Genomic DNA, 13,342 nt, shown 5'->3' with positions numbered 1-13,342 from the left:
TTGGTTAAAGGTGATGATCGGAAATAGCCCGACCTAGTGATAGGCCGTCAAACGCCCGGTCTCGTCAAGCAGCAGCAGATAGCCGTCAACCACCACCGGATCAACCAGAACCGACGCCCGGCTTTCCCAACTGCGCACGGTACTGCCATCACTCGGGTCCAGTTCAAGCACCTGATCATTGGTGCCCGCCACAATCAGACGGCCACCGGCCAGGACCGGGCTCGTCCAGATGATCGGGTCCTCGCGGTCCTCCTCATCCTCATAGCGTGGCAGCTGCAGCGTCCAGCGGATGCGCCCATCCTGCCGGGTCATCGCAACCAGCTCATTCTCATTGGTCAGCACGAAGATGAAATCGCCCGCCACAACCGGGTTTGCCGTGCTGCCGATACGGCGCTGCCAGAGACGGTTGCCGTTGCGGATATCAATCGCAAGGAAACGCGACGCGTGGCTGATGGCATAGACGGTACCATTAGCAATCACCGGCATGGATTGAATATCGGCAAGGCTGGCCATCATGCCGAGGCGACGGACCGGGGCCAGGCTGTCCTGCCAGACCGATGATCCGTTCTCGACCCGCAGGCCATGGAGCTCACCCGAGGAATAGCCGACAACGATAACCGTGCCATCGGATGCCGGGCTTGCCGCACCGAGCAGGCCCGCAGCCTCGCTCAGACCGCTGTGGCTCCAGCCGACAGTGCCGGTTTCGGCATCATAGGCGAACAGCTGGTTGTCGACGGTCAGGACAAAGACCTTGCCCTGCACCACGGTCGGTGCCGCGCGCGACGGGGCCGCCAGACGCTGCCGCCACAACTCGCCGCCATTCTGGATTTCAAATGCCGCAAGGGTGGCATAGCCCGTGGTAACAAAAATCCGGTCACCGGCAACGGCAATGCCACCGGTCAGGACATCATCATCCTCATTGTCGAGGCGGGTTTCCACCGACCACAGCTCGCGGCCGGTCTCGAGATTATAGGCACGCAGACCAGCATCGGCATCGAGGGTATAGACCCGGCCATCACTGACCACCGGCTGGGCAACGAGACGGACACTGCGGGACGAGCCGGTGCCGATATTTGCCCGCCACTTTTCCTGCAGCAACGGGCCGAGCGCCAGATGCCCCATATTGTGGTCCGGATAACCACCGGCCTGTGGCCACTGGCTGTTGCCGAACTCACCCGGCAGCGAGACCTGTAGCTGGGACAGTTCGGGGTCAGGCTCAAGCTGGGTTTCAAGCTGCAGTACGGAGAGGCGCTTGCCCGGCAATGGCGGCGGCGCGTCATCCTCAAAGAAGTCGCCGACTGTATCGCAAGCGGTCAGGCTAACCAGCAGACCAAGCGCGACACAGACTGTCCGTGCAAACACAGGCAACCGATCAGGATTGTTCAGGGTTGGCAGGCTCACCGTAAATCTCCGTCCATTGGAACAAGCGACGACGCATGCCGAGTGGCAGGTTCGTTACCTCGAGCAGATCGGCAATGATCTGACGCCCCTGCTCTTCATTCCCGTTCTTGATATGCAGCAATGCGGTCAGTTCCTGTGCCGTCAGGTTCCAGGCAACATCAGCACCGGTCAGTGGGGCCAGCTCGGCGATCAGGGCATCCGCCGTCTGGCTCTCGTCATTCATGCGCAGCATGATGCTGTAGAGCGAGGCCAGATCACGCAGCTCCTGTGTCAGGTCGCTATTGGCCGCCAGCTCCTTGTAATTGGCGAGAGCACCATCGACATCACCATCACGTGCCAGTTCACCGGCGAGGTGGAACTGCCCGATTGCGGCAATCTCGCCCTTGGTGTTCGCGACATATTGCTGGAGTTGCTCGACCGAAAGGTCGGTCGGGCGCGGCCCCTCACCGACGATACCTATGAGTTCAGCGGTCGCAGCTTCCCGGCGTTCCATTTCCTGCTCACGCAGATAGACGCCGATGGCGACAAGAAAAATTCCGATCACGCACACGATCAGAATGCGCGGGCCGTATCGCAACAGCCATTCGCGCGCTTTGTCTTGTCGCAACTCACTATCGATTTCTCGAAATAGCTCGCTCATCAGTCGGGTCCTGCCAGCAATGGTTCGGGTAGTCTGAGGCACCGTAACAGGGCCGCATCAACCGGATAATTTTGTGAGGATGGTATAGCCATCTTTGGGCCGGAAAACAAAGGGCAGTTGACCATATATACATATGAACGGCACGATAATGGGGTGGATTGCACAAATGTGACCACCACACAGCTGACCTACGATTGAGATAACCGACGACCGCCGCCTACAGGTATATCAAAACGAGGAGCCTGCATGCCCCATCTGATCCGCCTCTCGGACTATCAGAACAAGCCTAAAGCCAAGAATTCAAAGGTCTTTTTCGACAGAGCGGAATTAACCCAACTCCTCGGCCTCTACAGTGAGTTTGTCGCAAAAGGAGATTGGCGGGACTATGCAATCGACCACCTGAGCGATGCAGCCATGTTCTCGGTTTTCCGGCATGCACACGAATCACCCCTGCTCACGGTGATCAAAACCACCGACCACAAGCGCAAACGGACCGGGTTCCAGCTGTTTCACGGCGAGAAGCGGATCAAGAAAAGCCAAAGCCTGGGTGAGATACTCTCAATCATGAGAGATCGCCCCAGGCTTGTCCGTGACTGATTACGAGAATTGTCCGGCCTTATGAGCCTTGCGCGGCGGAATAGCCGGGACGGCCATCGAAGTCGTACAGATGCTCGGTCTTGATGAAATCAAGGCCGGTTGCATCAATCCGCTTCAGCAGCTCAATGACATCGCCATGGCTGACAATCGCATTGTTCTTGCCCGCATAACGGCAACGCCAGTGATCCGAGCAGAATGTCTCCGGCAGACCATCGGGCCAGACCTTGGTGCCTCGGTTCGAGATCACCTGCAGGTTCATCACCTCACCACCGGTCTCCTTGAGCTTCTCTGCCAGCTCCTCGGTCGTCAGATCGCGGTTGTCGATAAAAACATCGACACCGACCAGATCCTTCTTCGCCGGTTCCGGCACGGTCAGGCGAATGCCGGACTGGTTGCGATCGGTCTCTTTCGGTGAATAGGTCACCGGCGTCATCTGCTCTGGCTTCTCACCGAGGCAATCGATAACCGCCTGCGTGAATTCCTTGGTCGTGCAGCGCTGTTTGGAGTGTTTGCGATCAAAGATATCGCCGGTGTGATAGCCGCGCTCAATGGCGGTCAGCCACGCATTGTGGATGTTCTCGGCCACATCCGGCTGACCGATATGGATCAGCATCATGACCGAGGCCAGCAACAGGCCCGATGGGTTGGCAATCCCCTTGCCTGCAATCGGCGGGGCGGAACCGTGGATCGCCTCGAACATGGCAGACTGGTCGCCGATATTGGCCGAACCGGCAAGACCGACCGACCCGGTGATCTGGGCCGCAATATCCGAGATGATATCGCCATAGAGGTTGAGCGTGACGATAACGTCAAACATTTCCGGTGTATCGGCAATACGGGCCGCACCGATATCAACGATCAGGTGATCAGCTTCGATATCAGGGTAGTCGGCAGCAACCTCATCAAACACCTGATGGAAGATGCCATCGGTGATTTTCATGATGTTGTCCTTGACGAACGCCGTCACCTTCTTGCGGTGGTTGGCGCGGGCATATTCAAAGGCATAGCGGACGATGCGTTCACAACCGGGGCGTGAGATCAGCTTCAGACACTGATAGACATCATCGGTCTGGCGATACTCGATCCCGGCATAGAGATCTTCCTCGTTCTCCCGGATGATCACCACATCCATATCCGGATGGCGGGTGGTGACAAACGGATGATAGGAAACGCAAGGCCGGACGTTTGAATACAGGCCGAGCCCCTTGCGGACCGTCACGTTGAGGGATTTGAAGCCACCGCCCTGCGGGGTGGTGATCGGTGCCTTCAGGAACACCTTGTTCTTGCGCAGCACGTCCCAGCTCTCCGGGGCGATACCGGCAGCGAAGCCCTTGTTGAACATGGCTTCACCGATTTCGATTTCGGTAATGTCGAGACGGGCCTTGGCCGCCTCCAGAATGGCAAGTGTGGCCTCCATGATCTCGGGGCCGATACCATCACCACGGGCAATGGTAATTGGCACGAGACCGGTCGCGCCGTCCGTTGGGGAGTTCCCGTTCATTTCAGGTCCTCATGGGGTAAATAGACAAGACAACTGATTACGGCCTTCACTCTGCCATAACCAGAACGCTAAATTCTTAACATGGAACTGCATTTTGCGCACCAGATACTGGGCAGTGAACGCAAGAATTGTTACTTTACCGACAGTCACTTATCATGGACACCTCACCAGCGGCCAAAGGTATACAGCTGAACCATGCGTGAACTGTTCCCCACTCCAGCCACACTGGCCGACCCGCCGGAGCAGGTCGCACCGGGACCGGACCGTCCGGGCTGGGAACAGATCGATATTGAAAAGCGACCGGAAACCCTCAACGAAATCCTGCACAAGCTGTATTTCGAGACGGTGAACAAGCGCCAGCCCAATGGCCGGATCAATGGCGGTCTCGATCGGAACGGCAACCCGGTCTATTACTTCGTCTCGCCCTATGCCGACCGGTTCTGGGAGAATGTGGAGCCGGGTGTCGAACCGCTGGTACGTGCCCTGAAATCAAAGCGCTACCTGACCTATTCCTCCTGCGAGGGGCATTGTCTGGTCAGCCGCCGCTATGTGGGCGTTGCCTTTGCCGATCACGAGAGCCGGGAGCGGTTCTGTAAGCCGATTGAGGCGGCACGCATACCCGGTGTCGTCCTGAACCGGATCGAGACCGCCGCCAATCAGGTAGCGGAAGTAACGCCATCCGGCACGGTCCGCCTCGTCAAGGAAGCACCAGACCCGGCCAAGGAAGCAACCGGTTTCAACTATGCCTTCGGACGCGAATATGAGCATTACTGCTTCGTCGAACTGATCATCTGTGATCGCCTGCCCGGCAAGTATCCGTTTCTGGCGGTCATGCTGAACCCGCTGAAACATGTGCCGACGGTCTGGCGCAAGGCATTCCGCTGGAACAGCCTCACCGGTCAGGTGGCAAGCCTCATCCGCTCGGACGACGTGCCGAAATACCGCTACTGACGATCAGAATTACTTACGGCTAGCGACTAGAAACCGCCGCTGTCAAATCCGCCGCCCATGCTCATGCCACCACCGACATCGATTGACGACAGGCCACTGTCGATGCTGCCGATGCCACTGTCGATACCGCCGACATCAACGTGGAAATCACCCACATCAACACCTTTGAGATCAAATTCAGCGATGTCGATGCCAGTATCGGTCAGGGCAACATCGATATTGCTGACATCGGGGGTCAGGTCATCGAGATTGAGCCCGGCCTGATCAAGGGCATCGGTGCTGGCCTCAAGCTGTTTGGCACTGAAGTATGAATCATTGTCCGAGGAAGCGAGAATGGCCACGGTCATCAGCAGATACATGTTCGTGGCGCTGGAGGTATCGGTGAACTGGTGACTGCGAACACTGTCACGTACAGATGCGGCATTTGATGCCCGCATCCGCGCCATCGCATTCTGGCCGGTCACCTTATAGGCAATGTCATCGGCATCAACGCGCACACTGCGACCACCGGCACGGCGCAGCTTGCTCATCGGTTTCTCAAGCTGGGCTTTGGTCGTCTCTGCGGTGCTGATCTGGCTGCCAAGATCGGTCGCAACCGCCTCGAGAGCCTTGGCCTTGACTGCATTCGGCAGGGTCTCGGCGACACCGGCCTTCGGAAAATTCCGGGCAAGCTGATCGACATAATCAGCATCAACGGCTCGCTCGACCACAGCCTTGCGCACCCGTTCGGCAATCTGCCCTTCATCAAGCATCCGTTCCCGCAAGCCGATGGCATTGATTTCGTTCTGGAACCCTTCCGCCTTTGTCGTAGCGGCTGCCTTGGCTTTCACTGCCCCCTGATATGACGCGACATCATCAAACGGATTGCCGGTATGATCGGGACGGAAATGATAACCCTTCGCCAGCTTCTCATATTTGGCAATGGCTGAGCGGGCCTGACGGAAATCTGGATCGGTCAGATAACGCCAATATTGGCCGCTGGCATATTCCGTGCTCGTGTTCTTGCCGATTTCGGGCTTGCCAGCTGCCTTCAGCTTCTCATTTGCCTCAATGATCGGCTGAACGACCTTGAGCAGGCCCTTGCGTTTGCTGTCGGCGTTGTCTGCAGTCGCCTGTGCCTTGTTGCGATCATCAATCGCTGTCTTCATGTCACGACCGAGGTCATGCTCCCTGACCCCTGCGTACTCTTTACCGGCAGCAATGCTATCGGCATTGAGGTCGGCCCACATCTTCGCCGGATCAAGCGCGGCATGGGCATCGGTCTTCGGTGCACTGAATTTGCCAAGCTCTCCATCCGGTCCGGTTATCCGGGCTGCTGCAAGTTTCTTAACAGCGGCCAGAACCGGTGTACGCTCTTCATTGGCAGCGCGAAGCGTTTGCTCCTGCTCACTCTGCAGGGTTTCGATCAGACGGCTCTGGCCATCGATCAGGGTTTCAAATTTTGCACGAACTTCGCGGGCGCTGGGCATGGCAACTTCCTGTATCGGGGAGATAGGTTGCCAGTGAAATCACACACTCGATCGAAAGCGCCAACAGGCAAGTTTCCTACCGCCCGAGAACCTGCATGGCCTGATCCAGCCCCTCGAGGGTCAGCGGGTACATCCGGTCTTCGAATATCTGTTTGATCAACCGGGTTGAGTGGGTATAGCGCCAGTAATCCTGTTGTACCGGGTTGAGCCATACCGAATTGGGATAGACCTCACGCAGCCGCTGCAGCCAGATACCGCCTGCGGTTTCGTTCCAGTGCTCAACCGATCCGCCGGGATGGCTGATTTCATAGGGGCTCATGGCGGCATCCCCGACAAAGATCACCCGGTAATCGCTGGCATAGGTGCGCATCACCTCTTCGGTCGGCACGGTGTCCGACTGCCGCCGGGCATTGTCCTGCCACAAGCGTTCATAGGGGCAGTTGTGGAAGTAGAAATACTCCAGATGCTTGAACTCTGTCCGGGCAGCGGAGAACAGCTCCTCACAGGACCGGATAAACGGGTCCATTGAGCCGCCGATATCGAAGAAGATCAGCACCTTGGCCGCATTATGCCGCTCGGGCCGCATTTTCAGATCGAGCCACCCGGCATTCTCCGCCGTCGCCTTCACCGTGCCGTCGAGATCAAGCTCGGTCGGCGCACCGGTGCGGGCGAACTGGCGCAGGCGGCGCAGTGCTACCTTGATATTGCGCGTACCCAGCTCGACGCTGTCATCGAGATTGCGGAACTGGCGCTGGTCCCAGACCTTGACCGCGCGTTTGTGACGGCTCTCATCCTGTCCGATGCGCACCCCTTCCGGGTTATAGCCATAGGCACCGAAGGGCGATGTGCCCGCCGTACCAATCCATTTATTGCCGCCCTGATGGCGTTTCTCCTGTTCAGCCAGACGCTGTTTCAGGGTTTCCATCAGTTTGTCGAACCCGCCCAGCGCCTCGACATCGGCCATCTCTTCCGGGCTCAGATGCTTCTCCGCAAGTCTCCGCAACCACTCTTCCGGCAGACTGGCCATAATCTCCTCAAGTCCGGTGGCGTCGCTCTCGATGCCCTTGAATACCTGTCCGAACACCTGATCGAAGCGGTCGAGATGACGTTCGTCCTTCACCAGTGTGGCGCGCGACAGAAAATAGAATTCCTCGACAGAGAACCGTGCCAACCCTGCCTGCATCGCCGCCATCAGCATCAGGTATTCCTGCAGGCTGACCGGCAAGCGTGCCTCGCGCAGTTGATAGAAGAAGGTCGGAAACATCCTGTGCCATTCGGGTTTGCTGCATTCACGTCACACCATGCAACGGGACCAGCAGCATGGTCCATGATCGTTCAAAAAATTGATCTGTATCAACACAAACGAATCACGACGGGCGTATGACGACCCTATCAAATGTGGCACGCGCCTGCATCCTGCGACGCGGCGTATTGGGGACAAAGACTATGGAACTGAAAAATGCACTGACGGTTGCGGCCGTCGCCGGCCTGATTGCTGCCGGTTTCACACCGGCAACAGCGCAGGCGGAAGAGGTCTTCACCGGTAAATCCGCTGGTGACTTCATGATCCGCGCCCGCGGCCTGCTGGTGGCACCAAGCGAAGATGCGAGCATCAGCCCGATCGGTGGCGATACGGATATCGATGAGAGCTTCGTGCCCGAGGTCGATTTCTCCTACTTCATCACCGACAACATCGCGCTTGAGCTGATCGCGGCGGTTACCCCGCATGATGTAACGGCAACCGGCACCTCTGTCGGTAATGTGGACCTCGGCGATGTCTGGCTGCTGCCACCTACCCTGACCGTGCAGTATCATCCACTGCCGAAGGACAAGTTGAGCCCGTATTTCGGTGCCGGTATCAACTACACCCACTTCTTCAGCGACGATATTCCAGGCGGTGGCCCGGTTACCGGGATCGATTATGACGACAGCTTCGGCTTTGCCCTGCAGGCAGGCGTCGACTACTTCGTCTCTGACAATCTGTTCGTGAACTTCGATGTGAAGAAGGTCTTCATCAACACCGATGTGACCATTGATACAACCCTTGGCCGGGTGAATGCCGATGTGGATATCGATCCATGGATCGTCGGCGTCGGCGTCGGCTACAAGTTCTAAGAAACCGGTTTCAAGAAACCAACAGGGTTGCAAACTGACAGGTCGATGCCATGCGCATCGGCCTGTTTTTTATCCCTGCTCGCGCCGATGCAGGAAGGCGAGCCGCTCCAACTGATGGACGTCCTGCTCGGTTTTCAGCAAGGCACCATAGAGCGGCGGCAAGGCGGTCTTGGGATCGGCATTGCGCAGCACCTCGGGATCAATGTCCTCGACCATGAGAAGCTTGATCCAGTCGAGCAGTTCGGATGTGGATGGCGGCTTTTTCAGGCCCGGTATCTCACGCAGTTCATAGAAAACCGTCAGCGCTTCCTGCAACAGCCGGTCGCGCAGATTTGGAAAATGCACATCGACGATGGAGGCCATGACCTCCGGCTCGGGGAACCGGATATAGTGGAAGAAACAGCGGCGCAGAAAGGCGTCGGGCAGCTCCTTCTCGTTATTCGAGGTGATGAAGACAATCGGCCGGTTTTTGGCCGTCACCGTCTGCTGTGTCTCGTGGACATAGAACTCCATACGGTCGAGTTCCTGCAGCAGATCATTGGGGAACTCGATATCGGCCTTGTCGATCTCATCGATCAACAGAACCGGGCGCACCTCACTGTCGAGCGCTTCCCACAGCTTGCCACGCACAATGTAATTGCCGATGTCATGCACCCGCTCTTCACCGAGCTGGCCATCACGCAACCGGCGCACGGCGTCATATTCATAGAGGCCATGCTGAGCCTTGGTGGTGGATTTCACATGCCATTCGATCAGCGGCGCACCGAGGCTCGCGGCAACCTCGCGGGCCAGAACGGTCTTGCCGGTCCCCGGCTCGCCCTTGATCAGCAAGGGGCGTTCAAGGGCAATCGCGGCATTCACCGCCACAGCCAGATCCGGCGTGGTCACATAGCTGTCGCTGCCGTCAAAGCGCTGGCCCGGACCTGATTGTGTTGCATCGCTCATGATTTACCTGCCTGCCCCATCTGTTCCAACCGGTCCAGCTGTGCGCGGATTGCTGCCATTTCAGCCAGCACCCGGTCGCCCTCGCCATGGGCAATCGCCTCGATTTCTTCCTCGAATTCATGCTGCTCGATCTGGATCGCACTGACCATCACCGCAATGAACAGGTTCAGCATGGTGAAGGTGGCGAACAGGATGAACGGCACGAAAAATGCCCAAGCATAGGGATGGTACACCATAACCGGGTTGACCACATCAGCGGCCCAGCCCTCGAGCGTCATGACCTGAAACAGGCTGTAGGCACTGTTGGGCAGATCGCCGAACAGTTCCGGGTTGGTATGGCCGAACAGCTTGGTCGCCATGACCGAGGCGACATAGAAGAACACGGTCATCAGCCCGATGATCGAAGCCATACCCGGCAGCGCCGCCAGCAGGCCGGAGACGACCCGTCGCATGGATGGCACCACGGAGACCACGCGCAGCACCCGCAAGACGCGCAGCGCCCGCAGGATCGACAGTGCGCCGCCATCGGGGACAAAGGAAATGCCGATCACGGCGGCATCAAACAGCCGCCAGCCGTCACGGAAAAAGCGCATCCGGTGAACAAAGAAGCGGATGCCAAGCTCAACCACGAACAGCCACAGAATGACCTTGTCGATCAGATGCAGCAGCGTGCCGAACGGCTCCATGACCGAGGGTACAGTCTCAAGCCCGAGCACGATGGCATTGATGATAATCAGCCCGAGGATCACAGGGTCCCAAGCAGGGTGACGGATCAGGCGTTCGGCCCGACCACGCATCCCGTCATAGTGCAGTGTTCTTTTAAGCGGCAGTCTCACGTGGCTATCGCTCAGCCTGCGCTGGCAGCGATTGCCTGTTCAACCGCGCTCAGGGCGGCTTCCGCTGCGGCACCGTCCGGACCACCGGCCTGTGCCATGTCGGGACGACCGCCGCCGCCCTTGCCGCCAACGGCATCGGATGCGACGCGAACCAGATCAACCGCACTGACCTTGCCGGTCAGGTCATCGGTGACACCGACCACAACAGAGGCCTTGCCCTCGCTGACCGCTACCAGTGCGACCACCCCGGACCCGAGTTTCTGCTTCATGGTATCGGCGAGCGGTTTCAGCTCCTTGGCTGGCAGATCGGCCAATACCCGACCGATATAGGCAACACCACCCACATCGCGGGCTTCCGCTGACTGATCATTGGAATTGGCACCGCCACCACCGGCAGCCGCCAGTTGACGCCGCAGTTCACTGACTTCACGTTCCAGCTTCTTGCGTTCGTCGAGCAGCGCCTGTACCCGCTCGGTAACCGTTGCCGGGGTGGTTTTCAGCGCCTCGGCAGTGGCCTGCAACTGGCGCTCCTGGGTCAGGGCCAGTTCGAGGGCATCACCGGCGGTCACCGCCTCAACCCGGCGGACACCGGCAGACACCGCGCTCTCGCTGACGATGCGCAACATGCCGATATCACCGGTCTGGGCCACATGGGTACCGCCGCAGAGCTCAACCGAATACTCGATATTGGACCCGGCTTCCGGCTTGCCCATGGAGACAACCCGCACTTCATCGCCGTATTTCTCACCGAACAGTGCGCGGGCACCGCTCTCCATTGCCTCATCAATCGACATCAGGCGGGTGGTGACCGGCGAGTTCTCACGAATGCGGGCATTCACCTCGCGTTCGATCTCGATCAGTTCATCAGCGCTCATCGGCTTCTGGTGTGAAATATCGAAACGCAGGCGTTCCGGTGCCACGAGCGAGCCTTTCTGGGCCACATGATCGCCCAGATGGCGGCGCAGCGCCTCGTGCAGCAGGTGGGTTGCCGAGTGGTTGGCGCGGATGCGTGAGCGGCGGGTGTTGTCGACACTCAACTCAACCGCGAGCCCCTTTTTCAGGGTGCCCTTGGTCACCTTGACCACATGCACGAACAGATCGCCGAGCTTCTTCTGGGTATCGGTGATCGTGGCCTCGACGCCTTCGGCGCTGAACAGCCCGCCGGTATCGCCCATCTGGCCGCCGCTCTCACCATAGAACGGGGTCTGGTTGGTGATGACAAAGCCCTCCCCGCCAGCAGCGATGCTCTCAACCGGTTTGCCATCAGCAACCAGTGCGCGGATTTCAGCCTCTGCATGTTCGGTATCATAGCCGAGGAATTCGGTGGCACCGACCTGCTCACGCAGCTCGAACCAGACGGTTTCGGTTGCCGCCTCGCCGGACCCGGCCCATGCCTTGCGGGCTTCGGCCTTCTGCTGTTCCATCGCGGCATTGAAGCCGTCGGTATCGACAGTCTTGCCCTCGCCGCGCAGCACATCCTGCGTCAGGTCAAGCGGGAAGCCATAGGTGTCATAGAGCTTGAACGCCACATCGCCGGGCAGCGTACCGCGATCGCCCAGTTTCGCACTCTCCTGATCAAGCAGGCCAAGACCGCGGGACAGGGTCTTCTTGAACCGGGATTCCTCGAGCTTCAGGGTCTCGGTAATCAGCGCCTCGGCACGGCGCAGTTCCGGGAATGCCTCACCCATCTGGGCGATCAGCGCCGGCACCAGTTTGTACACCACCGGCTCTTCCGCACCGAGCAGATGGGCATGACGCATGGCGCGGCGCATGATCCGGCGCAGGACATAGCCACGACCTTCATTCGATGGCAGCACGCCATCGGCAATCAGGAAGCTGGTGGCGCGCAAATGGTCGGCAATAACCCGGTGGGAAACCGCACGCTCGCCATCCGGCTCGCCATTGGTGACATTGGCCGATGCCTCGATCAGGGCGCGCATCAGGTCAATATCGTAATTGTCATGCTTGCCCTGCAGGACGGCGGCAATCCGCTCCAGCCCCATGCCGGTATCAATCGACGGTTTCGGCAGGCTGATCCGCTCTTCGAGCGAAACCTGTTCGAACTGCATGAAGACGAGGTTCCAGATTTCGATGAACCGGTCGCCATCCTCATCCGGGCTGCCCGGCGGGCCACCGGGGATATGATCGCCATGGTCGAAAAAGATTTCGGAACACGGACCGCAGGGGCCGGTATCGCCCATGGCCCAGAAATTGTCGGAGGTCGGAATGCGGATGATTTTTTCATCGCTCAAGCCGGCAATTTTTTTCCAAAGGGCGTGGGCCTCATCATCCTCGGAATAGACGGTAACCAGCAGCTTGTCTTTCGGCAGGCCATAATCCCGGGTAATCAGGTTCCAGGCATACTCAATGGCGTTTTCCTTGAAATAATCGCCGAAGGAGAAGTTGCCGAGCATCTCGAAGAAGGTGTGGTGCCGGGCGGTATAGCCGACATTCTCCAGATCATTGTGCTTGCCACCGGCACGCACGCATTTCTGTGACGTCACGGCGCGTTTGTAATCACGCTGCTCGGTGCCGGTGAATACGTTCTTGAACTGAACCATCCCGGCATTGGTGAACATCAGGGTCGGATCATTGCGCGGCACCAGCGGGCTGGATGCAACAGGCTGATGACCGGCATCGGCAAAGAAATCGATGAATTTTTGACGGATTGCGTTGGTTGTGGCGCCGCTGCTCATGATCGGATGACTTTATATAATCGAGTTGGAAGTCTGGTCGTCACCAATCCACCGCAGCAAACCCAGATGGCACAACCGAAGGGCAGAACCAAAGATTTGCTGACAGGCACTCATGGCAACACGGCGCCGTTTGTACACGGGCGCCGTGAAGCCTGTCCAGACAAGCGTGAGGGTTTGGGGGACAAAACCTG

General features: G+C 58.5%; 11 protein-coding genes. 3 read left to right on the top strand and 8 right to left on the bottom strand.

Annotation, left to right across the window (positions count from 1 at the left end):
• Nucleotides 1-33: 33 nt before the first annotated feature.
• Together CBB62_15320 and CBB62_15315 are read right to left on the bottom strand one after the other, a co-directional pair.
• The gene (locus CBB62_15320; protein ID OUT39725.1) at nucleotides 34-1,401 is read right to left on the bottom strand and encodes a hypothetical protein; all 1,368 of its coding nucleotides are present in this window, start codon (nucleotides 1,399-1,401) and stop codon (nucleotides 34-36) included.
• Nucleotides 1,373-2,041: a hypothetical protein gene (locus tag CBB62_15315; protein ID OUT39724.1), complete on the bottom strand. Its 669-nt coding sequence runs from the start codon at nucleotides 2,039-2,041 to the stop codon at nucleotides 1,373-1,375. The genes CBB62_15320 and CBB62_15315 overlap by 29 nt, the downstream gene beginning before the upstream one ends.
• 246 nt (nucleotides 2,042-2,287) lie before the next feature.
• Here CBB62_15315 and CBB62_15310 point away from each other — a divergent pair, with 246 nt between their 5' ends.
• Entirely contained in the window at nucleotides 2,288-2,638 is a 351-nt protein-coding gene (locus tag CBB62_15310) for a hypothetical protein (GenBank protein ID OUT39723.1), read from the top strand.
• 19 nt (nucleotides 2,639-2,657) lie between these two features.
• On the opposite strand, the gene CBB62_15305 is transcribed toward CBB62_15310, so the two are convergent.
• Nucleotides 2,658-4,139 (bottom strand): isocitrate dehydrogenase, encoded by a 1,482-nt coding sequence (locus CBB62_15305; protein OUT39722.1) that lies wholly within the window; start codon nucleotides 4,137-4,139, stop codon nucleotides 2,658-2,660.
• A 195-nt stretch (nucleotides 4,140-4,334) separates the two neighbouring features.
• Here CBB62_15305 and CBB62_15300 point away from each other — a divergent pair, with 195 nt between their 5' ends.
• Nucleotides 4,335-5,090 carry a hypothetical protein gene (locus tag CBB62_15300; protein OUT39721.1) on the top strand — a complete coding sequence of 252 codons (756 nt, stop codon included), beginning with the start codon at nucleotides 4,335-4,337 and terminating at the stop codon, nucleotides 5,088-5,090.
• 26 nt (nucleotides 5,091-5,116) lie between these two features.
• Here CBB62_15300 and CBB62_15295 read toward each other — a convergent pair whose 3' ends face one another.
• Entirely contained in the window at nucleotides 5,117-6,559 is a 1,443-nt protein-coding gene (locus CBB62_15295) for a hypothetical protein (GenBank protein ID OUT39720.1), read from the bottom strand.
• 76 nt (nucleotides 6,560-6,635) lie between these two features.
• Nucleotides 6,636-7,823 (bottom strand): VWA domain-containing protein, encoded by a 1,188-nt coding sequence (locus CBB62_15290; protein ID OUT39719.1) that lies wholly within the window; start codon nucleotides 7,821-7,823, stop codon nucleotides 6,636-6,638.
• Between the two features lie 182 nt (nucleotides 7,824-8,005).
• Between CBB62_15290 and CBB62_15285 the strand changes: the two genes are divergently transcribed.
• A complete protein-coding gene (locus CBB62_15285; GenBank protein OUT39718.1) occupies nucleotides 8,006-8,674 on the top strand; it encodes a hypothetical protein in 669 nt (222 codons plus the stop codon).
• A 69-nt stretch (nucleotides 8,675-8,743) separates the two neighbouring features.
• Here the strand turns inward: CBB62_15285 and CBB62_15280 are convergent, their stop codons facing one another.
• From CBB62_15280 to CBB62_15270, 3 genes are read right to left on the bottom strand one after another with little or no spacing between them, the layout of a single operon-like run.
• Nucleotides 8,744-9,619: an ATP-binding protein gene (locus CBB62_15280; GenBank protein OUT39717.1), complete on the bottom strand. Its 876-nt coding sequence runs from the start codon at nucleotides 9,617-9,619 to the stop codon at nucleotides 8,744-8,746.
• Entirely contained in the window at nucleotides 9,616-10,416 is an 801-nt protein-coding gene (locus CBB62_15275) for a hypothetical protein (protein OUT39716.1), read from the bottom strand. The genes CBB62_15280 and CBB62_15275 overlap by 4 nt, the downstream gene beginning before the upstream one ends.
• Nucleotides 10,417-10,466: 50 nt before the next feature.
• Nucleotides 10,467-13,151, bottom strand: coding sequence for an alanine--tRNA ligase (locus CBB62_15270; protein OUT39715.1), 2,685 nt, complete (start codon nucleotides 13,149-13,151; stop codon nucleotides 10,467-10,469).
• Nucleotides 13,152-13,342: the final 191 nt, after the last annotated feature.

This window comes from Micavibrio sp. TMED2, assembly GCA_002168225.1.
Classification (GTDB): Bacteria; Pseudomonadota; Alphaproteobacteria; order TMED2; family TMED2; genus TMED2.
Note: the sequence above shows the minus strand (reverse complement) of the source record. Positions and strands in the feature narration are given on the sequence as shown.